The sequence below is a fragment of the Chitinimonas sp. BJYL2 genome (assembly GCF_027257935.1).
Taxonomy (GTDB): domain Bacteria; phylum Pseudomonadota; class Gammaproteobacteria; order Burkholderiales; family Chitinimonadaceae; genus Chitinimonas.
This window is the reverse complement of the sequence record NZ_JANZKW010000003.1, coordinates 97,381-118,297: the sequence shown is the minus strand read 5'-3', so window position 1 is coordinate 118,297 and position 20,917 is coordinate 97,381. Positions and strand designations below refer to the sequence as shown.

At 63.3% G+C, this 20,917-nt stretch carries 21 protein-coding genes and 4 tRNA genes; 15 read left to right on the top strand and 10 right to left on the bottom strand.

Going from position 1 to position 20,917, the window contains the following annotated elements; all coding sequences use genetic code 11:
• Positions 1-98 precede the first annotated feature (98 nt).
• On the bottom strand, positions 99-1,127 hold the full coding sequence (locus O9X62_RS10380) for a nitronate monooxygenase family protein (protein ID WP_269532776.1): 1,029 nt from the start codon (positions 1,125-1,127) through the stop codon (positions 99-101).
• Positions 1,128-1,242: 115 nt separating this feature from the next.
• On the opposite strand from O9X62_RS10380, the gene O9X62_RS10375 reads away from it, so the two are divergent.
• From O9X62_RS10375 to O9X62_RS10330, 10 genes are all read left to right on the top strand, one after another.
• Positions 1,243-1,488, top strand: coding sequence for a hypothetical protein (locus O9X62_RS10375; protein ID WP_269532775.1), 246 nt, complete (start codon positions 1,243-1,245; stop codon positions 1,486-1,488).
• Positions 1,489-1,546: 58 nt separating this feature from the next.
• Positions 1,547-2,017: a Fur family transcriptional regulator gene (locus O9X62_RS10370; protein WP_269532774.1), complete on the top strand. Its 471-nt coding sequence runs from the start codon at positions 1,547-1,549 to the stop codon at positions 2,015-2,017.
• Between the two features lie 109 nt (positions 2,018-2,126).
• Positions 2,127-2,960 carry a metal ABC transporter ATP-binding protein gene (locus tag O9X62_RS10365; RefSeq protein ID WP_269532773.1) on the top strand — a complete coding sequence of 278 codons (834 nt, stop codon included), beginning with the start codon at positions 2,127-2,129 and terminating at the stop codon, positions 2,958-2,960.
• Positions 2,961-2,973: 13 nt separating this feature from the next.
• Positions 2,974-3,840 (top strand): metal ABC transporter permease, encoded by an 867-nt coding sequence (locus O9X62_RS10360; RefSeq protein WP_269532772.1) that lies wholly within the window; start codon positions 2,974-2,976, stop codon positions 3,838-3,840.
• Positions 3,841-3,842: 2 nt separating this feature from the next.
• Entirely contained in the window at positions 3,843-4,751 is a 909-nt protein-coding gene (locus O9X62_RS10355; protein ID WP_269532771.1) for a metal ABC transporter substrate-binding protein, read from the top strand.
• Positions 4,752-4,823: 72 nt separating this feature from the next.
• Complete coding sequence (locus O9X62_RS10350) at positions 4,824-5,471, top strand: ABC transporter ATP-binding protein (protein ID WP_269532770.1); 648 nt, start codon at positions 4,824-4,826, stop codon at positions 5,469-5,471.
• Positions 5,468-6,700 (top strand): ABC transporter permease, encoded by a 1,233-nt coding sequence (locus tag O9X62_RS10345; RefSeq protein WP_269532769.1) that lies wholly within the window; start codon positions 5,468-5,470, stop codon positions 6,698-6,700. Before O9X62_RS10350 ends, O9X62_RS10345 begins: the two co-directional genes overlap by 4 nt.
• A 23-nt stretch (positions 6,701-6,723) precedes the next feature.
• Positions 6,724-6,990: a PepSY domain-containing protein gene (locus O9X62_RS10340; protein ID WP_269532768.1), complete on the top strand. Its 267-nt coding sequence runs from the start codon at positions 6,724-6,726 to the stop codon at positions 6,988-6,990.
• Positions 6,991-7,044: 54 nt separating this feature from the next.
• Complete coding sequence (locus O9X62_RS10335) at positions 7,045-7,551, top strand: DUF3299 domain-containing protein (protein ID WP_269532767.1); 507 nt, start codon at positions 7,045-7,047, stop codon at positions 7,549-7,551.
• A gap of 64 nt (positions 7,552-7,615) precedes the next feature.
• The gene (locus O9X62_RS10330; RefSeq protein WP_269532766.1) at positions 7,616-7,906 is read left to right on the top strand and encodes a zf-TFIIB domain-containing protein; all 291 of its coding nucleotides are present in this window, start codon (positions 7,616-7,618) and stop codon (positions 7,904-7,906) included.
• Positions 7,907-7,968: 62 nt separating this feature from the next.
• Here O9X62_RS10330 and pgeF read toward each other — a convergent pair whose 3' ends face one another.
• Together pgeF and rluD are read right to left on the bottom strand one after the other, a co-directional pair.
• Positions 7,969-8,712 carry a peptidoglycan editing factor PgeF gene (gene pgeF, locus O9X62_RS10325; protein WP_269532765.1) on the bottom strand — a complete coding sequence of 248 codons (744 nt, stop codon included), beginning with the start codon at positions 8,710-8,712 and terminating at the stop codon, positions 7,969-7,971.
• Positions 8,709-9,686 (bottom strand): 23S rRNA pseudouridine(1911/1915/1917) synthase RluD, encoded by a 978-nt coding sequence (gene rluD, locus O9X62_RS10320; protein ID WP_269532764.1) that lies wholly within the window; start codon positions 9,684-9,686, stop codon positions 8,709-8,711. Before rluD ends, pgeF begins: the two co-directional genes overlap by 4 nt.
• On the opposite strand from rluD, the gene O9X62_RS10315 reads away from it, so the two are divergent.
• From O9X62_RS10315 to O9X62_RS10295, 5 genes are all read left to right on the top strand, one after another.
• Positions 9,685-10,473, top strand: coding sequence for an outer membrane protein assembly factor BamD (locus O9X62_RS10315; protein ID WP_269532763.1), 789 nt, complete (start codon positions 9,685-9,687; stop codon positions 10,471-10,473). The genes rluD and O9X62_RS10315 overlap by 2 nt on opposite strands.
• Before the next feature lie 143 nt (positions 10,474-10,616).
• Positions 10,617-10,692 (top strand) — tRNA-Ala (locus O9X62_RS10310).
• 45 nt (positions 10,693-10,737) lie between these two features.
• A tRNA-Glu gene (locus O9X62_RS10305) sits at positions 10,738-10,813 on the top strand.
• A 72-nt stretch (positions 10,814-10,885) separates the two neighbouring features.
• A tRNA-Ala gene (locus O9X62_RS10300) sits at positions 10,886-10,961 on the top strand.
• Between the two features lie 45 nt (positions 10,962-11,006).
• A tRNA-Glu gene (locus tag O9X62_RS10295) sits at positions 11,007-11,082 on the top strand.
• 79 nt (positions 11,083-11,161) lie between these two features.
• Here the strand turns inward: O9X62_RS10295 and O9X62_RS10290 are convergent.
• From O9X62_RS10290 to O9X62_RS10260, 7 genes are all read right to left on the bottom strand, one after another.
• Positions 11,162-12,484 carry an ATP-binding protein gene (locus tag O9X62_RS10290; protein ID WP_269532762.1) on the bottom strand — a complete coding sequence of 441 codons (1,323 nt, stop codon included), beginning with the start codon at positions 12,482-12,484 and terminating at the stop codon, positions 11,162-11,164.
• Positions 12,481-13,152: a response regulator transcription factor gene (locus tag O9X62_RS10285; RefSeq protein ID WP_269532761.1), complete on the bottom strand. Its 672-nt coding sequence runs from the start codon at positions 13,150-13,152 to the stop codon at positions 12,481-12,483. Before O9X62_RS10285 ends, O9X62_RS10290 begins: the two co-directional genes overlap by 4 nt.
• Before the next feature lie 12 nt (positions 13,153-13,164).
• Positions 13,165-13,401 (bottom strand): PepSY domain-containing protein, encoded by a 237-nt coding sequence (locus tag O9X62_RS10280; RefSeq protein ID WP_269532760.1) that lies wholly within the window; start codon positions 13,399-13,401, stop codon positions 13,165-13,167.
• A 31-nt stretch (positions 13,402-13,432) separates the two neighbouring features.
• Positions 13,433-13,945, bottom strand: a complete 513-nt coding sequence (locus O9X62_RS10275) for a glycine zipper 2TM domain-containing protein (protein ID WP_269532759.1) — start codon at positions 13,943-13,945, stop codon at positions 13,433-13,435.
• 134 nt (positions 13,946-14,079) lie between these two features.
• On the bottom strand, positions 14,080-14,733 hold the full coding sequence (locus O9X62_RS10270) for a Crp/Fnr family transcriptional regulator (protein WP_269532758.1): 654 nt from the start codon (positions 14,731-14,733) through the stop codon (positions 14,080-14,082).
• Between the two features lie 17 nt (positions 14,734-14,750).
• Positions 14,751-15,128, bottom strand: coding sequence for a hypothetical protein (locus O9X62_RS10265; protein WP_269532757.1), 378 nt, complete (start codon positions 15,126-15,128; stop codon positions 14,751-14,753).
• 97 nt (positions 15,129-15,225) lie between these two features.
• Positions 15,226-20,865 (bottom strand): alpha-2-macroglobulin, encoded by a 5,640-nt coding sequence (locus tag O9X62_RS10260; protein WP_269532756.1) that lies wholly within the window; start codon positions 20,863-20,865, stop codon positions 15,226-15,228.
• Positions 20,866-20,917 lie beyond the last annotated feature (52 nt).

Below are 20,917 nucleotides of genomic sequence, written 5' to 3'. Positions count from 1 at the left end.
CGTATTCCGTCCGGACACGTGATTACGACACCCATTCACTATAGGCAAACCGCCGCTCCTGCCCGAGCCCACCTGACGCCACGCTGTGCGGTTGCGGCCTAACTGCTCGGCAATCCGGCACGCGCCCTGGCGGCCTCATCCAGCACACGGGCAAACAGATCGGCCACGGCGGGCAGATCCCTGACCAGGCCTTGCGCCTGACCAATCAACTGCACGCCCCGCTGATGATCGCCCTCCTCGATGGCAAGACGGATCGACTCCGTCGCTGCACCAAACTGGGCAAGCTGCTTGATGGCGGCCGGTTGGGCCAGCGCGCCGGCCAGCACCTTGCCGATGGACATGCCGATCTTGCGAGCCGCCATCATCGCGCGCGGCACGGCTTCGATCAGCGTCAATGCCCGGGCCGATTTGCGACGAGCTGTCGGCGTATCCATCATGCGGCACGGAATGCCGTCAAATCGCGCGTTGTAGAGTGTTTCGCTAACGCCCTTGGCCACAATCATGCCCTTGGTCGTCGCGTGCACCGGGCTCTCGCGCGTTGCTGCCAGGCGCGTGCCCATGGCCACGGCATCAGCACCCAGCGCCAAGGCCGCCAGCAAGCCACGGCCATCGGCAAAGCCACCCGCCGCAATGATGGGCAGCCTGACCGCATCGCGCACGGCGGGAATCAACGCCAGCGAAGTCACATCCCCACCATGTGCGGCGGCTTCGTGACCGGTCACCAGCAAGGCATCCACCCCGATCTTCTCGGCAGCGCGTGCGTGCTTTTCGGTAGTCACCGTCGCAATCACCTTGCCGCCGTAGGCCTTGGCCCCTTCGACGATCCAGTCGCCCTTGCCCAGCGAGAAGTTGATTACCGGCACTTTTTCTTCGAGCGCGACGCGTGCATTCTCGGCCGCGCCAGGCATCAGGAGGGTCACCCCCACACCGAATGGCTTGTCACTGAGTTCGCGAACGCGGCGAATGGCAGCGCGCGTCTGCTCGGCATTCCATGGACCGGTAGCCAGTATGCCCAGACCGCCCGCGTTACCCACGGCGGCAACCAGTTCGGGCACGGCAATGTAGCTCATGCCGGGGCAGATCAGCGGATGGGTGATGCCGAACAACTCGGTGATGGCGGTACGCATGACAGCGGCCTTTCAAAACGCGACAATTCGCAGCGGAGATTCAAGTCATTATGCTCAATTCGAGCGCTTGCTTGGTTATATTTTACGCATTCCCCCACCCCCGGTAGCCTAGCTCATGCTGATTGTCGTCATTGCTTACCTGTATGTGATCCTGATGGTCAGCATCGCCGCGATCGCCAGTGGCCACCTGATGTCCGGCATTTTCACCCTGTTGTTCGCGGGTATCCTGCCGAGCTTTCTCCTGCTGCGCATCCAGCTGCTCAAGCGTCGGCGCGCCATGGCTGACCTGGCTGAAGCCGCGAATGCGGCCAATGAGGCCTTGCAAAGCGCCTCGACAGACACCCCCTCGCAACCGGGTTAAGCGAGCCTTGCCCAAGCATGGCTTGCTGCCAGAATGTGTTACGTTATAACATCAACCCATGCATGCTCATCATCACACTCCCTTGCCCGTCGATCAGGCACTGGCTGCCGCCGCACTCTGGTGCGCCCAGCGCGGCGAGCGGCTGACCGACCAGCGGCGCGAAGTGCTCGCCATGCTGCTGAATGCACCTGGTTCAATGAAAGCCTATGAGCTGCTGGCCGAAATCCAGAAACAACGCCCCACGGCAGCGCCGCCGACCGTGTATCGCGCGCTGGATTTTCTGGTGGCCGCAGGCCTTGCCCACAAGCTCGACTCCAAGAATGCGTTTGTGGCTTGCCACGATTTTGCCCACCCGCATCATGGCGTGATGCTGATCTGCAATCGCTGCCATGCCGTACGCGAGCTGTGCGACGAAAACCTGGAAGCCCGGCTAGCTGAAGACGCCGCCGCCTTCGGTTTCCGTGTCGCCGCACAGGACATCGAGATCAAAGGGCTATGCGCCCGGTGTGCGGAGCTTGAGGCCGCATGAAAACCCCATCGCGCCTGATTGCCCTCTCCGCCCTGCAACGCATCGTGCTGATAATGCCCCTGCTGCTGTTGCTGTGGCTGGCCGTGGCTTGGGCGCTAGGCAGTGCCGCATGAGTACACACCACCACGACCACGCCGGTCATGCGCATGATCATGATCACGCCCACCGCGCTGAACCCGCGCAGGCCGGCACGCTGCAGCTGCACAACCTCACCCTGGCCTACCATCGTCATCCGGTTGTCCACCATGTGTCCGGCCAGTTCGCGGCGGGCAAGCTCACCGCCATTGTCGGGCCCAATGGCGCAGGCAAGAGCACCTTGCTCAAGGCGCTGGTCGGTTTGATCCGTGCTGACCACGGCAGCGTCGATCTGGGCCGCATCCAGCCGCGCGAGATCGGTTATCTGCCACAGCAAACCGGCATGGATCGCCACTTCCCGCTCTCGGTACAGGATGCCGTACTGCTGGGTGACTGGCGCAGCTCCGGCTGGTTCGGCCGTGTCAGCCGCGGCGCACGCGATCGTGCCGATGCCGCACTGGCGCGGGTGGGACTCAGCGGTTTTGGCGCACGTCCGCTGGATGAGCTCTCGGCCGGCCAGTTCCAGCGAGTGCTGTTTGCACGCCTGTTGCTGCAGGACGCGCAACTGATCCTGCTCGACGAGCCCTTCACCGCACTTGATGCACGCACCACGGCCGATCTGCTGGCCCTGCTGGCCGACTGGCGCGCGGAAGGCCGCACGGTGATTGCCGTGCTCCACGATTACGAACAGGTTCGCAGCCATTTCGACGAAACGCTGCTGCTGGCCAAGGAATGCATCGCCTGGGGGGACACCGCCGCCGTGCTGACCCCCGCCAATCTCGCGCGTGCCAACGGCATTGCGGTGAGCTGGGATGACGATGCCCCCGTCTGCCACCGCGACGAGCGGGTCGCGCAAACCCACGCCTGATTGCCACGCCCTTATGTACGAACTCCTCTGGCAGCCTTTCGCCGAATTCGCCTTCATGCGCCATGCCTTGGTTGGCTGTCTGGCTTTGGCACTGGGCTGCGCGCCGGTCGGCCTGTTTCTGGTATTGCGGCGCATGAGTCTGGTGGGCGATGCGATGAGCCACGCCATCCTGCCCGGTGCGGCGATCGCGTTCATCGCCTATGGCCTCTCGCTCACCGCCATGAGCATTGGCGGCTTGCTGGCCGGCATCACCGTGATCCTGGCGGCCGGCCTGGTCACGCGTGCAACCCAGTTGCAGGAGGATGCGAGCTTCGCGGCCTTCTATCTGCTGTCGCTGTCGGTAGGCGTGCTCATTGTGTCCAAATGGGGCAGCAATGTAGACCTGATGCATATCCTCTTCGGCACCGTGCTGGCTGTGGATGATACGGCGCTGCTCTTTCTGGCCGGGGTAGCCAGCATCACGCTGGTCGCACTGGCCTTGCTGTACAGGCCGCTGGTCGTCGAGAGCTTCGATCCGGACTTCCTGCGCAGCATGGGTGGCGGCGGGGCCTGGGCGCACTTTGCCTTTTTGATCCTCGTCGTCCTTAATCTGGTTGCCGGTTTCCAAGCGCTGGGCACGCTGATGGCGGTGGGCCTGATGATGCTGCCTGCCGCCAGTGCGCGCCTTTGGGCCAAGGACCTGACGGTGCTGATGGCGATTGCGCTGGCGGTCGCACTGGTGTCCGGCTACACCGGCCTGCTGGTTTCTTACCACGCCGACCTGCCCTCCGGCCCCAGCATCATCCTCACCGCCGGGCTCATCTATCTGGCCTCCCTGGCGCTGGGGCGCAATGGTGGCCTGCTTTGGCGTCTGCGGGCGCGAGAACATCTGGAAGCCTGATCATGATTCTGCGTCACTGTCTGCTGGCCTTGATGGCAAGCGCCTCTCTCCTTGTCCCGGCGGCCGACAAACTGCCCGTAGTCGCCAGCTTCAGTCTGCTTGGCGATCTGGTCACACAGGTCGGTGGCGACAAGGTCAGCGTACACACGCTGGTCGGCCCCGATGGCGACGCGCATGTGTACCAACCCAGCCCGCGCGATGGCAAAACCCTGAGCAAGGCGCGCCTGCTGGTCGTCAATGGTCTTGGTTTCGAGGGCTGGATTGACCGGCTCGTCAAGGCCAGCGCCTACCGCGGTGCCCGGGTGGTGAGCAGCCAGGGCATCAAGCCGATTGCGATCCATCACGATCATGAAGCTGACGCGCACGATCACCATCACGATTCGGTGGACCCGCACGCCTGGCAGAACCCCGCGCATGTGCGCCAGTACGTGCGCAACATCACGGCCGGCTTGGTCGCGGCCGATCCGGCCAATGCTGGCTACTACCAGCAACGCGCCAAGATCTACGAGAACCGCCTCACCGAACTGGAACGCTGGGCCGATGCCGAAATGGCACGCATCCCGGCCGCCAAGCGGCGCGTGATCACCTCGCACGACGCCTTTGCCTATCTGGGCCAGCGTTTCGGCATCGTCTTCCTGGCCCCACAGGGCATGAACACCGACGCCGAAGCCACGGCCAAGGGCGTTGGCAAGCTGATCCAGCAGGCACGCCGTGAAAAGATCCGCGCCCTGTTTGTCGAAAATGTCAGCAATCCCAAACTGCTCGAACAGATCAGCCGAGAAACCGGCGCCCAAGTGGGGCCGCGCCTGTATTCGGATGCGCTCTCCGGCAGCAAGGGACCGGCACCCGACTACCTGACGATGATGCGTTACAACATCGGCGTACTGGTCGCCGGCATGCGGCAAAACTGATACCCCATACCAACGCAGCCTGGTGCGTGTTCCGACCCGCCGCCCGGACCCGATATTGTCGAGAAAGTCGCCGTGTTCCAGCTCGATCAACTTGCCTACCAATACCCCGGCGGACAGACGCTGCGCTTTCCTGACTGGCAGCTACCCCAGGCCGGCCAAGCCGTGCTGACGGGCCCATCGGGCAGCGGCAAAACCACGCTGCTTTCCTTGTTGGGTGGATTACTCAGCCCCAGTGCCGGTCGTGTTGTGCTGGCCGGACAGGATGTCGCCAGACTGCCCGCCAGCCAGCGCGATGCCTTCCGGGGCCGCAGCATCGGCTTTGTGCCGCAACGCCCTCATCTGGTCGCCAGCCTCAGCGTGGCCGAGAACCTGCAGCTGGCGCAATATCTTGCCCACCTGCCGCAAGACCCGCAGCGCATCGACACGGTACTGACCGCACTGGGGATAGCCGAACTGGCCCGGCGCAAACCCGCCCAGCTCTCGCAAGGCCAGGCACAACGCGTGGCGATTGCACGTGCCGTGGTCAACCGCCCGGCCGTATTGCTGGCCGACGAACCCACCGCCAGCCTGGACGATGAAGCCACCGCCGCCGTACTGGCACTGTTGCGCAGCGCCGCCGACGAAGCCGGTGCCAGCCTGCTCGTGGCCAGCCACGATGGCCGCGTCAAATCCACCTTCGCGACTACCTTTGCACTGAGCAGGGCGGGGGTGTCGGCATGAACATCGTCCGCCTCGCGACCCGCCAGTTACTGGCTCGCCCGCTGCACAGTGCGCTCAATGTGATCCTGCTGGCGCTGGGCATCGCCACCATTACCCTGCTGATGCTGTTCAGCGCCCAGCTCAGCGACAAGCTGCTGCGCAATGGCGAGGGCATTGATCTGGTAGTGGGTGCCAAGGGCAGCCCGCTACAGCTGATCATGTCTACCGTGTATCACGCGGACATCCCCACCGGGAACATCGCCAAGCGCGATGCCGACAAGCTGGCGCGGCATCCGCTGGTGGCACGCGCCGTGCCCTTGGCGCTGGGTGACAATCTGGCAGGCTTCCGCATTGTCGGCACCACGCACGACTATCTGGCGCTCTATGGCGGCCAACTCGCCAGTGGTCAGCCTTGGTCGGTATCCATGGAAGCGGTGCTCGGTGCGAACGTGGCCCGCACGACGGGGTTGAAGCTGGGCGACAATGTTTCCAGCTCCCACGGCCTCGGCACAGGTGGCCACGCTCATGATGACAACCTGTATCAGATCGTCGGCATCCTTGCCCCCACCGGCACCATTCTCGATGAGCTGGTACTGACCGATCTGCAAAGCGTATGGGATCTGCACGAGGACCACGGCAGCACCAACCCCGCGCTCCAGGGCGCAGATGCGCATGCCGGACATGCAGAGAACGACGAAAACGGCAAACCGCGCGACATTACCGCCTTGCTGATCCAGTACAAAACCCCGCTGGCCGTGCTGGCGCTGCCACGGCAAATCAATGCCAACACGCCCATGCAGGCCGCGTCCCCAGCCATGGAATCGGTGCGCCTGCTCAATATCGTTGGTTTCGGGCTCGATGCCTTCCGCGCATTTGCAGCGATTCTGGTCATCTCGGCCGGCTTGTCGCTGTTTGTGGCGCTCTACACCACGCTCAAGGAGCGCCGCTACGACCTCGCGCTGATGCGCCTCTTGGGCAGCAGTCGCGCGCGCTTGTTCAGCGCAGTGCTGATCGAGGGGCTATTGATCGCTGGCTTCAGCGCCGTGCTGGGCCTAGCGCTGGGCCATGGGGTGGCAGAGCTGGCAGGTCAGCTCAAGCTCACCCCGGGCATCACACTGACCGGCGCACGCTGGGTAGCCGAAGAAGGCTGGCTGGTGCTGCTGGCGCTGGGCGTGGGGCTACTGGCCTCGCTGCTGCCCGCCTGGCAAGCCTGGCGCGCGGATATCGCCCTGATCCTGTCTGAACGATGATCTTGCTGAAAAGGAATCCGACCATGCGCACTCCCCTGCTTGCGCTTGCCCTGCTGGCCAGCGCCCATGCCTACGCCCACGACGAAACACCGTGCACCAAGGAACCCGCCAAGCAATGGCAACCATTCTCCGAGGCCATCAAGAAAGCCGAGCAAGCCGGCCACACGGTCAAGGTCGCCGAGGTGCACCACAGATGCTACGAAATTCGCGGTGTCGGTAAAGATGGCAAGCGCTTCGAATGGGTGCTTGATCCGGTTACCCTCTCACCGCGTAGCGAAGCCCGCAAGTAAGCCGATACCGTCGCCCCAGCCATACCGACCCACACACGACACAAGGAGCACACCATGCTGCGCCTCGCCCTCACAAGCAGCCTAGCCCTGCTGGCACTGAGCACCCAGGCAGCCGACCCCTCCAGCTTGCCCGCAGGCCCTGCGCCGGTGGGCAATGCGGCCTATGGCGTGACACCTACCACCGCCAAGCCGCTGGCCGATAAAGCCGGTTTTGTGTCGTGGAAAACGCTGACCCAAGTCGAGGCCATCAAACAGGGTGACACCATGGTGCCCAAGTTTGATCCCGCCATCGTGCAGCTCGACAAGAAAGTCGTCCGCCTTCAGGGATTCATGCTGCCGCTGGGCATGAGCGAGAAACAGACCCACTTCATTCTCACCGCCACGCCGCCATCGTGTGCCTTCTGCCTGCCTGGCGGACCGGACCAGGTGATCGAGGTCAAGGCCAGCAAACCGGTCAAGTTTGTGTATGACACCATTTCACTCAGCGGCAAACTGGAGTTGCTGAAGAGTGATCCCATGGGTTTGTACTACCGGCTCAGCAACGCCACACAGATCGATTGAGACGGTTGAAACTCTGCGGCGGTACACTGGTCTGAGCGCTGGATATCGAACAGAGGAGAACACCATGCAATGCCCGGTCTGCAAGGACACCCAGCTTGTGATGAGCGAACGCGCCGGCGTCGAGATCGACTACTGCCCGCAATGCCGGGGCATCTGGCTGGATCGCGGCGAGCTCGACAAGATACTCGAACGCGGTCGCCAGGATGCAGCACCCGCACCACAGGCTGCGGCCAGCGCACCCGCCTATCGCCAGGATGACCGGCGCCACGAGCATTCACACACCCACTCTCACGACAAGCACTACGGCCAGAAGCCCTATCGCAAGAAGAGCTTCCTGGAAGAGCTGTTCGATTGAGCAACTTGCGTTGCCGGCTCGCGGCAAGCAAAAAAAACGGCAACCATGGGGTTGCCGTTTTTTTATGGCTGCATCCACACCATCGTCGCCATTCGCCCTGTCGTCTTGTCTCGCCGGTACGAATAGAAGCGTTGCGCATCACGTACGGTGCAGAGACCACCGCCATAGACGGCATCGAGACCGATGGTTGCCAGGCGCAGGCGCGCGAGCAGATAGATATCGGCCCACCACTTGTCCGGTGTCGCACCGGGACGGAACGCAGCGGTAGCAGCAGGTAGATCGCGGGTAAACGCCTCACGCACTTCCTCGCCGACCTCGAAGGCATCGGGGCCGATAGCCGGACCCATCCAGGCGATCAGCTGGCTGCCGTCGCCCAATCGCTTTGCCGTGGCTTCGAGCACCCCCGCATGCAGACCTCGCCAACCCGCATGGGCAGCACCCACAGCCGTGCCGTCGCGCCGGGCGAACACCACAGGCAGGCAATCGGCCGTCATCACGGCGCAGACCGTGCCGGCGACTCGCGCGACAGCGGCATCTGCCTCGGGCACAGCCCCGGTGTATCGGTCTGCTTCCACCACAGCGACGCCATGGACCTGATTGAGCCATAGCGGTGCATTCGGCAAGGCTGCCGCCAGCAATGCGCGGTTGGCCGCAACCGCCTGCGGGTTATCACCGACATGGTCGCCCAGATTCAGGCTGGCATAGGGTGCAAGGCTGGTGCCCCCCGCCCGCGTCGTCACGCAGGCCCGCACATTGGGTGGCGCTGGCCAATCGGGAATCAGCGCGTGATCGTGCCAGTGGCTCATTCGGTGTCCTCGCGCAGCGCGCTGATCAGGGTTTGCATATCGGTCGGCATCGCACTCTGCCATTGCACGGTTTCACCCGAGCGCGGATGCACCAGGGCTAGCTTGGCGGCATGCAGGGCCTGCCGCTGGAACGCATCCAGCGTCTGCCGCAGCGGCGCCGACAGGCCCCCTCCCCGATTGCCGTAAACCGGGTCCGCCGCCAGTGCGTGGCCGATATGCGCCATGTGCACGCGGATCTGGTGCGTGCGGCCGGTTTCCAGCTTGCACTCCACCAGCGTATGCCGGGCCATGTTCTCGATCGGGATGTAGTGCGTTATCGCCGGCTTGCCACCAGGCACCACGGCCATCTTGAGACGGTTACGCGGATCACGGCCGATCGGCGCGTTCACTGTGCCGGCGCGGGTGATCCTGCCCTGCGCTACCGCCAGATAGTGCCGCGACACGGTACGCGCCTGGAGCTGGCGTACCAGCTCGGTCTGCGCGATCAACGTACGCGCCACCACCATCAGCCCGCTGGTGTCCTTGTCGAGCCGGTGCACAATGCCGGCGCGTGGCACGCCGGCCAGTTCGGGATAGCGGTGCAGCAAGCCATTGAGCAGCGTACCCGACCAATTTCCGGCAGCCGGGTGAACCACCAGCCCTGCCGGCTTGTCGATGACGATCAGCGTATCGTCTTCGTGCACCACCGGAAAATCGATGGCCTCGGGCGCAAAAGCATTGTCCTCGGCGCTGGGGGCGGGTTGCACCTCAATGGCCTCACCGCCCCACAGCTTGGTCTTGGGCGTGGCGGTCTTGCCGTTGAGCAGCACCGTGCCCTCGTCGATCCAGCGGGCGAGACGACTGCGCGAGTATTCCGGCAGCAGTCGTGCCAGAATCGCATCAAGCCGACCGCCGGCAGCATCGGGCGGCACAAGTAAACGTATGGTCTCAGCCGAATCGTTATAATCGTCGGCTTCGATATCGGAGTATTCCATGAAGCGCATTCTACCTTTGCTCGCCGGCAGCCTGCTGCTTGCAGCTTGCGGCTCGGTGAACGAGCCGGCCACCCTGGACCCCAAGGCCACGGCCGAGCAGATGTATCAGGAAGCCAAGTCCGAGCTCGATAGCGGCAGCTATGCACGCGCGGTGAAGCTGTTCGAGGCACTGCAGGCACGCTATCCCTATGGCCGATATGCGCAACAAGCCGAACTCGAAATCGCCTATGCCAACTACAAGGATCAGGAAAACGAGCTGGCGCTGTCCGCCATTGATCGCTTCCTGAAGCAGCACCCCACTCACCAGAACGTGGACTACGCGCTCTACCTCAAGGGTTTGGTGAACTTCATCGATGATCGCTCGCTGTTCGCCAGCATTGCGCGCCAGAACATGGCCGAGCGCGATCCCAAAGCCGCGCGCGAATCCTTCGAGGCATTCCGTGATCTGGTGACCCGCTTCCCCGCCAGCCGTTACGCTAACGATGCGCGTGACCGCATGGCCTATCTGGTTGTAGCCCTGGCCGACCACGATCTGTCTGTTGCGACCTATTACTACAAGCGCGGCGCTTATCTGGCCACCGTGAACCGCGCCAAGGCGGTGATCGAGCAATACGCCAATACCGACCGTGTGGAGACGGCACTGGTCATGCTGGCCGCGGCCTATGACAAGCTGGGTCAGAACGAACTGCGCGACGATACACGCCGCGTGCTTGCCAAGAACTACCCGGACAGCAAACTCAGCGAAGAGACCGTGTTCGCCGAAAGTTCCTGGTGGAAGCTCTGGTAACACGGCGAGCGCTTGCGCCTTGCCGGCAAGGCCGACTTGGCGCCATAAGCAGGTCCCGGATCAATGGGGGTTTACAAGCCGCAAGAACCTCTTTATGATTCGCGCCTCTTCGCCGCGGGCCCTGCTTGTTGCGTAGAACCTGTGGGGGTATAGCTCAGCTGGGAGAGCGCTTGCATGGCATGCAAGAGGTCATCGGTTCGATCCCGTTTACCTCCACCACAGAACACCGACAGGTAGCGCAAGCTGCCAGTCAAACTGGCCAAAGTCCCCATCGTCTAGAGGCCTAGGACACCACCCTTTCACGGTGACTACCGGGGTTCGAATCCCCGTGGGGACGCCAACACATCGGTTGGCGTAAACGCAGACCGATACGCGAAACAGCCACCCAGGCTGTGGATGCTTGCAGTAAACTGGGGGTATAGCTCAGCTGGGAGAGCGCTTGCATGGCATGCAAGAGGTCATCGGTTCGATCCCGTTTACCTCCACCAGTAATACCGATGTGCTGATGATGTCAGCATGTCGTAATGGCCAAAGTCCCCATCGTCTAGAGGCCTAGGACACCACCCTTTCACGGTGACTACCGGGGTTCGAATCCCCGTGGGGACGCCAATACAGGCAGTCAGTCTGCCAGCGTCAAAAAGCGGTCATGCGCAGGCATGACCGCTTTTCTTTTGTCCCAACCCTGGGTTCAGCGGGGTAGCAGGATACGCACGCTGGCACCGCCGGCATCGGCACGCGCCAGGATCAGCTGGCCACCATAGGCCGCCACAATGTCCGCCACCACGCTCAGGCCGATCCCGTGCCCGGGCACCTGCTCATCCAGCCGGACGCCGCGCTGCAAGGCCGCCTCCGTATCACCAAAGCCCGGGCCATCATCCTCGATACGGATGCGCAGACCGCCAGCCTCATTCACGAGCTGTATCGTCACCGTCCGTCTGGCCCACTTGGCCGCGTTATCGAGCAGATTCCCCAGCACCTCGAAGGCATCGCCTTCATCCAGCCGCCACCGCAAATCTGCCGGGCACTGCAAGACGAACTGGACACCCCGTTCCGCATACACCTTGCGCAAGGAATCCAGCACCCGCTCGCAGATAGGCCTGAGCGGCAAGGGGGGTGCCAGGCGGTTGCCGCCCTGCGCCCCTGCGCGCCCCAGCTGGTGCTGCACAATGCCATCCATGCGCGCCACCTGCTCGCTGACCGCCTGATTCAGGGTCTCGGGCTGAGCCTGCGCGCTACGCAGCACCGCCAGCGGTGTCTTGAGACTGTGCGCCAGATCAGCCAGCGCATCCTTGTAGCGCGCTTGTCTGGCTGCCTGCTGCTCAACCAGCGCATTGAGACTGCGCGCCAGAGGACTGATTTCAGCAGGGTAGTCGCCCTCGATACGCGCCTGCTCGCCGGATTCGATGCGGCCAATTTCACGGGCGACACGACGCAAAGGGGCGAGCCCCCAGCCCAGCAGCAGGGTCTGGGTCAGCAAGAGGAGAACGGCCGCACCACCCAGCCAGGTCCACAAGGTACGCCGGAAGCTCGCCAGCTCAGAGAGGAACTCGGCTTCATCTTCCAGCACGGAAAAGGTCAGCGGACGAGCCCGCGGCCCCTCGGTCCATTTGACGCCATAGGCAGCTGACAGGTAGGCCTTGCCATCGGCCTGAATCTCGGTAAAGCGCCAGGCACCCGACTGCTGGTCGCGCACAAAGGGCAGGCGCAAGCCCAGCGTGGACGCCGACTGCCACTCTTCACGGCTGCTGGGATTGGCGATATTGGCATACAGGCCTGATGCCGGCAGGGAAAGGCGCGGCTCCTCCAGCGACAGCGGCATGACCAGATTGCCATCCGCATCCAGCTCGGCACGCGCCAGCAACAGATAGACGGTGCTTTGCAAACGCTCGAAGCGTGCTTCGCGCACACCATCAGCGTAAGCCCGCTGCAGTGCCAGGCCGGCGCCGGCCAGAAAGGCCAGCAACACGAGTGCCGCGCCCGCGATCAGCCGGGTGCGGATCGACAGCGTCATGCGAGTACGAAGCGGTAGCCGCGGCCGCGCAGGGTTTCAATGGGCGCCAGACTGCCATCGGGGTCCAGCTTGCGGCGCAAACGGCCGATCAGCACTTCCAGCACATTGCTGTCGCGGTCTTCATCGTGCGGGTACAGGTAGTCTGACAGCTCTTGCTTGCTGACCACCCGGGCACGCTCGCGCACCAGGTATTCGAGCATGCGGTATTCAAACGCCGTCAGATCAACCGCCACCTGCTCCAGCCTGACCTGCTGCGCCGAAAAGTCGATGGCCAGTGTGCCAAACCTCATCACATCGGAACTGGCCTTGAGCGAGCGGCGCAACAAGGCCTTGATGCGGGCGGCCAGCTCGGGGTATTCGAACGGTTTGACCAGATAATCGTCGGCACCCGCCTCCAGCCCCTTGACCTTGTCCTGCCAGCTACCACGGGCCGTCAGAATCAGGATGGGCAGGGTGCGTCCGTCGGCACGCAGTTTTTCGACAACGGACAAACCGCTCAGCTTGGGCAGGCCCAGATCCACCACCACCAGATCCACCGGGTACTCACTGGCCTGGTACAGGCCATCTTCCCCATCTGCCGCCTCGTCTACCCGGTATCCGTCCGCTTCAAGCTGACGCTTGAGGCTGCTACGGAGTGCGGCTTCGTCTTCAATCAGCAACAATCGCATAAAGGTATCCGCTTACAGCACTCGACCGCTGGCCACATCCACCAGCACGACGCGAACCTCACCTTGCGGCGTCACCAGTTTGATGCGCCAGACCGGACGTCCATCCCGCTCACTTCGATCTACCGAGAGCACGCGCCCCTTGGCACTGCGCTGGGCAATCGAGGCCGCCTCATCCCGGCTCACGTCCGCCAGCACAGGCGGCGTCAGAACCAGCATTAGGCCAAGCAGCAAGGGCAAGTGTCGGATCATGATGGGCTACGTCGGTAAGGATGTCTGGATTCTAAGGCAGCAAAGGCTCAACCGACACCCGAACCGGCAGGGTTTTACCGGGTTTGTCGCGCAAAACGGTGCTGTACTGCTGACCACGGTAGTCGTAAACCACCCGATAACCCGTTACACGGGTCTGCCAGTCATCCACGGTACGGCAGCGCTGAATCTCGCTCGGCACCTGCTCGTACTCGGTGCGGCGGTCGCGGTTATCAAGGCGGTCGCCTGCCAGTGCACCGATCACGGCGCCCACGGCCGTCGCAGCTTCGCGACCATGGCCCTTACCCACCTGATTACCGAGCAGACCACCCGCAATCCCGCCAACCACCGCACCACCGTAGCTGCGCTCGCTCTGGGTCTTGCGCGTCTCGTAGACCGTTTCGACGGTACATTCGCGACGCGGCATGCTGATGCGCTCATACTCCGGCTCCACACTGCGGACGCGTGCGGTATCTTCGAAACTGTTGGCCGAGGCGCTACCCAGGCACACTGCCAACACACCGGGGATCAGGATCAGTCTGGACATGATGCACTCCTTGGTTGAGTTCGTGAGCGCAGTCTGTGCCTGATGGCGTGAACCCATGCTGAACGCATTCAGCCAAGAAAAAAGCCGCTGGATCATCAGCGGCTTTTATGTGGGCAGAACACTGCCGGTTTGGGTCAGAACGCTTCCGGCAAGCGCTGGATCAAGATCAGGCGACGGTTCTCGATACGCACATAGCCCCCGAACACCAGCTCCTTCATGATGCGCGCCACCATCTCGCGCGATGAGCCGACCCGATCCGCAATCGCCTGCTGGGTCATCGGTTCGTCGATCTGGCGCATGCCATCGCGTTCAATCGCCAGATCATCGAGCAGCAGGCGCACGCGGCTGTAAACATCCTTGAGTGCCAGATTCTTCACCGCCTCGGTGAGGTGGCGGGTACGGCGAACCAGGTTCACCAGCACCTTGAACTGGATATTCGGGTGTTTGTGCAGCAAGCTCAGGAAGTCATCCTTCTGGAACACGAGGAAGGTGCTCTGCTCTTCCGTTTCCACGGAGGCCGTGCGTGGCTCGTCATCGAGCAGGGCCAGCTCACCCACGTACTCACCGGGTCCCAGAACGGCGAGGATGTACTCCTTGCCGCTGATATCACCGACAAATACCTTCACCCGGCCCTGGATCAGCAGGTACATGGAGCTGCCAGGCTCACCCTCCTGAATGATGACGGTGCTCTTGGCATAGGTTCGCGCCGCGGCGGAAGCCTCGATATGACCCAGCTCTTCATCGCTGAGGCCGTGAAACAGGGGAATCTGTCTGAGTGTGGCGATCATGCTTGGTCCGTAATGGGTCAGGACGGTGCGGATTCAGTGGTGGCTGCCGGTTTGTCCGTAACCGGCGCCGGCGCTTCAGTGGACTCGGGTTCGGTCCCGCCGCCAATATCCACGCTGCTGGCCGGCCCGGTGCCCTTGGGTTGATCGGCTGGCGGGGGCACAACATCCAGGCTGTTCTTGGCCATGTACTCGTTCATTTGCTTCCAGCCGGCAAAGATGTCGGCCTTGGAAACACGGGCATTACGGCGATAGCAGTCTTCCAGATTGCGGCCGGAATGACGACAGGCAGCACCAATCGCCTGGCCATTCATCTTGGCCTGGCTGGCGAGCTCGTTAACGCGATCACAACCGGTGAGCCCCAGCAGGATGGCGATCAGAATTACCCGTGTTGTCATCGTGTTCCGGCGCTTTCTTCAAGTGCTATACGGATTGTATGCCAGAACCTTTGGCAATACTTACATCCATTCCTACCCGGCACTATCGGCACAAACCTTACTCCACTTTAATCTGGGCGTTCGGCACCTCGCCAAAACGCTCGGGTGCGTAGAGCGCCTCGACGCGGGTGGCCGGCAAGGCAAAACGGCCCCGGTTATTCAACCTTAGCGTGTATTCGAGCACATGGCGCCCCTTGGGGAGCCATTCATAGTAAGCGCGATACGCGGTTTCACAGCGTTCCTCGAAGGCCGGCCAATAGCCTTCGCGGCGCTCACCGCCTGCCAGCAAGGCCGAATCCGTGGCAAAACCACGCCCCAGCAACTGACCGCCAACCGGCACCGGGTCATTCACCGCTACCCAGCTCATGTCGGCTTGTGCATCAATCGTCAGCCGCACACGCCACACCTCGCCACGCGCATAGCCCTTGCTGCTGCCTTCGATGCGCGACCATTGCTTGTCCACTCGGTAACCCGCCATCAAAGGCGCGGTCAGTGGTATCGCCGCACGCGACTGTACCGTCACCCAGGGCTTGCCGCTGCCTCGATGGCTGAGCGTCAGCTCGGCTGCTTTGGCCGGCCAGCCCAGATTGATCTGGCCACCTTTGGCGGCACCGGCCCAATCGAACACCTGTTCCCTGGGCGCGGTTTCCTTGGCGAAAGCCGCCACCGTTTTTCCGGCAGGCGCACCGGATTCGACCTGGCTGGCGAACTGGCGCAGCGCCAGCGTGCCCCAGACATTGGCCACCGTGGTATCCCAATGGCCGCGTTGCTGACGCGCCACCAGGCCCCGTGCCAACCGGCCCAACTCGGCGGCATTGGCCGATTTTTGCGCCGTGGCGTCGATCAGGAGCTTGGCCGCATCGGCATCAGTCGAGTCCATCAACCACCAGCGCTCATCCCAGCTTGGGCCGGACAGGTTCAACGTGGTGCCGCCGAGATCCTGTCGCGCCAGCAGGATTTGCCTTGCTGCAGCCAGACGGGTTGCCCGCTGCGGGGCGTCGGGCAGCTTGTCGAGGATGGCAATCCAGTCGAGTACCGTACTGGTCGGCCAGCGATTCGGCTCCAGTACCATGCCATCGAGCATGGCTGGCCGGGCAGCATCGTGGCGGGCCAACGCAGCAATGGCGTCGAGCAGGTAGATCGCTTTGCTGGTTGAATCCCCCGTTGACGGGCGCGCTTGCAAGCGCCCAGCCACATGGCCGGTCAGCGCCGCCTTCATGCGCTCGCGGCCCGTATCGGGCAGCGGCCAGCCGCTGACAGCCGAGAGACTGAGCAAATGCGCGGTGAGAATGGGGCTGCCCTGGCGCATGCCGGGGAAGTACATGGCAAAGCCATCGGCATCCAGATAGTTGTCCAGCCGACTGACCACAGTATCCCAGCCCGCGCGGTCGTTGAGGCCGATCATGCGCGAGGTCTGCTGTTCCAGGCAGCTATAGGGGTAGCTTCGGAAGTAGTCCTCCACGCCATCGAGCGCCGCAGCAAGACTGGGTGAGAGACTGATGCTCAGCCCGCCTCGGCCCGGCAAGGCATCGGCCGGTGGTGCAATCGGCAGCGTGTAGTCCGGCGACAGTTGCGCGAGCGTGGCTTGCAGCACGCGCACCGGTATCGCCTCGATCACGCTCTGGTTCTGGGCGAGCTGGTCGTAACGACGGCCATCGCTACCGCTGACGGTCACCATCCAGTCAAGTTTGCTCGCGGCTACGGGCACGCTGAACGGCCAGCTGATTTCCTGGGCAGCACCGCCGGCCAGCTCGATCACCTGCGGTGGCAGCGGTGGCAAGCCGGCGACGTTGGCGCTCACACTGAGCTTGAGTGTCTGGCCCGTGGTGTTGCGCACGGTAAAGCCGGCATCGAACAGGTCACCTTGCCGCACAGTGCGCGGCAAACCACTGAACAGCATCACATCCTTGCTGGCGCGAATGCTGGCCTGGCCGGTGCCGAAGCGATCCGGCCCTGCGGTGGCCACGGCGACGATACGGAAGCTCGTCAAGGCATCATTGAGCGGCACTTCCACACTGGCCTGACCGCGAGCATCCAGCGCCACACGGGCACGCCAAAGCAGGAGAGTATCGAACAGCTCGCGCGTGCCCGTCTTGCCACCCCCGCCACCCACCGGCACGGCCTTGCGGCCAAAGTGGCGCTTGCCAATCACCATGCCCTGGGCTGTGGCCGTATGGAGTCCATAGGGGCGCTCGCCCAGCATGGCATCCAGCACCAGCCAGGAATCGTTCGGCCGCAGCGCCAGCAGGCCCTCGTCCACCGCGGCCAGCGCAACCTCGGCGCCGGCAGGCAAGGGACGACCATCGGCTGTTTTGACCGAGATACTGACGCGCGCTTTATCGCGAACCTGGTACAGCGTTTTGTCGCTGCTGACTTTCACCTCCAGCGCATAGGCGCTGACACCCACCTTGAGGCGCGCAATGCCCAGCCGGTACGCCGGCTTGCCCAGGTCCACCAAGGCCGTCGGCGCCGGCTCTGTCACGCGCCCCCGAACCAGCAGGACGGACACGTAGACATTCGGTCCATGGTTCGCCTGAATCGGGATGCGGATGGTCGGATTGGCCACCGTGACGCGTTGTGTACGCCAACTGAGCACCCCTTCGCGCTCAAGGGCAATCAGCGCGGTTGCCTCGCGGAAAGGCATCTCGATACGCAGGCTGGCGGTCTCACCGGGCTGGTAGGCCGCCTTGTCGGCAATCAGGTCGATACGGTCGGTGTCGCTGAGGCGCCAGCCGCCCTCATCCTCGCCGAGCCAGGTGTTCTGATGCGTGTATGCCGTACGGCCGGCCTCATCCTGCACACTGGCACGCAGGATCAGCGAACCCTTCAAGGTCGCAGGCAGGGCACAGCCAAAGCGACCGCGTGCATCGGTCTTGCCTTTGCAGACCTCGCCCAGCGGCACATACCGTGTCTGGTAGCTGTAACTGTAAAAGCCGCCCACCAAGCGCTTGCGATGGCTGTCATGGATTTGCGACCAGGCGTCCACGCGCACAGCGTGACCTGCACGCGGCTTGCCCGCCAGATCAGCCACGGCGGCGCTGATATGCTGGCGGCCATCGATACGCTGTCCGATATGCAAACCGGCCTGCACGGCCGCCGGCCAGATCACGGTGCTTGTCGCGCTGGTCTGGACCTCGCCATTGGGGTCCCGGTATTCCAGTTCGGCCATCAGTGTCAGCGCGCTATCACTACGAGCCCAGCCACCCAGATTGAGCGTGGCCGCGCCGGCCTTGTCGAGCCGCACGGTCTGCGGGCTGAGTGCTGCATCAGCCTGCGTTTCTTCCTCACGCTCTTCGCCTTGCAAGACAGCCGGGCTCACATTGCCACGCGAGAAACTGAACTGTTCAAAGCCCTCCAGGCGACGCTCACCGAGCCGGCTGACCATGCCACGCAGGGTGACGCCTTCCCCCGCCGCCGGCCCACCTGCCAGATACTGCACCTGCACGCTGACTGGCAATTGCTGGCTGGCTATAGGGTTAAGCGGCAATTTGAGCGTGCCACGCATCAAGGGCACGCGGAACTCGGCCACCTGGAACAAACCCGCATATCCCAGATGGTCGACCTGCTTGCCGCGCTGACGCTCCAGCTCCACCGCATAGCCTCCAAGTTTGGCTGTCGATGGAATCTGCCAGCTGAGCTCGGCTGAGCCGGCATGCCAGCGCACAGGCAAGACGATGCTGTCGTCCGAGCCCTGATGTCGCAGCCTCACCTGCGCCGGTAGCTGAGATGCTGCGAGGGGGCCGAAACCTGAGGCGGTGCGCTCTCTGGCCAGCAGCTTCATCGATACGGTTTCACCCGCCCGATAGAGCCCGCGGTCAAAAACGGCGTGGTATCCCTGCCGGCGCTGGCGGTCATACTCGGTGTTGATGCCGAACCGCCAGGATTCGATCCCCTCCCGCCAGTCCGATGCCACAAAGCTCACATCCGCGCCTTGCCGCGCAAACACGAACAAGGGACAGTCGTAACGCTCGGGTGGGAGCGCTTGCCGGTAGTGCCAGCCGCCCTGCTTGTCGGTCTTGCCGCTCGCCAGCAGCTTGCCGCGGCAATCGTAGATACCCACGACAGCCCCATTGACGAGCCAACCTTTGTCGAGCGTCGTCACCCACACCAGCGCATCATCAAAGCCACGGCGGAAGTGCACAGCCAGATTCGTCACCAGCGCACCCGCAACAATCTGCATGGGTGCCGCAGGCTGAAGCAGGCGCTGCCCCAGCCGCGTGCTGTCTATCTCGACCAGGGTGAGCCCCGCCTCGGGCAGTGGAATGCCGATCACCTCGGCTGCCTTGTCATCTGCGGGTACGGGCAAACGCAAACTGCGTGTGCCGGCCACATCGCGCAGCAAGGCGGCTGCGCGGTAGTCCTCGTTCGGCCCGGCCCGGGGACCGCGCCGGAGGCGCTGATACCAGTCCAGGATATCTGCCTCGCGGGTCAGGGTGAGCTGGCGGTAAGGCAAGCCCAAAGGCTTGGGTGTGGGCTGGCCATTGGGACTGGCCAATCCAACCAGGCGCTCGCTGAGCAGCACGGGGGGCGGATCGCCTATCCGCGCAGCCTCGCCCACATTGCGCAAGGTCACGGGCAAGGCCGGCAGGCTGCGTTCCACGATACCGAAATCCGCAGAAAACTTGGCTAGCGCAGGGTAGCTGTCGGTCCGTACCGTCTGGGGAAATGCCTTGGCATTGCTGAGCGCCCTGCCCCATTCATCCCGCAATCCCTGGGGCAAGGCCAGCAGCAATGCGGCTTTCTCCGCAAACGGGGGCTTGAAGCGCAGACCACTGACCAGTTCCATGGGCTTGCCTTGCTCATCCAGGCTGACCGTGCGGTCTTCGTCACGCATCAGCTCGCCGGGCCAGCGCTGCTTCCCGTCCGTACTGGTCAGCACCACGCCCCGTAGTTGGGCAGCAGGGAGTGGCGTCGAGAAGCGCAGTTCAATCGGGCTGATGGGTACGCAGGCGCCTTTGTCACGCTGTCGTTCGCAGCCGATCCAGGCACTGAAACCCGGCCGGACGCGATAATCAAATTGCATGGGCTCGGCCAGACGCAGGCCGTTGGCCGCAGCGAGGCCCGCATCAAAAACCAGACGCATGCCCACATCACTGGGCAAGGTGCGTTGGCAACGCAATGCCTCAGCGTGCATGGGCCACTGGCTACGCTGGCTGCCATACAAGCCGCGCAACAGGCTGTCCCGTTCCGCATCCGGTAGCCGTACCACCGGCAGGCGCTCGCTCAGGCCATCCACCTCACAGCGGGCATGGGCCAGCAGACTCTCCGGCGTGGGCGGCGCGGCAAAGGGCACTATGAACACCTGTTGCTCACCGATCCACTCACCCGTTTCCGGACGGATATCGGCCTGCGGCTCCGGCCCGCCAGTACTGAATGCGTAGCTGGCGGAGGCCACCGCCTTGCCGCTACGGCTGACCGTACCGGGACGCAACACAAAACGGCATTGGCTGGCGGCCGGCAAATCCGAGACGAAGTCGTATACCCAGTTACGCTCATCGACCCAGCGCCCCTGACCCGCCTGATTGCCACAGTCAGCATCGAAGGGATCGACGAGCCGCGGATCACCGAAATTCACCATGGGTTCGGAAAACAGCACCTTGACCTGACGGACCGTGCTCACCGCACCCTGAGGTGAGAAACGCTCAATGGTGGCGGCATCGGCAAGCATGGCCGACAGCAACAGGACAAACACGCGCATGGACAACTCCGGCAAGCTGGGTGATTGCCTACATCCTAGTCTGGATTACGCC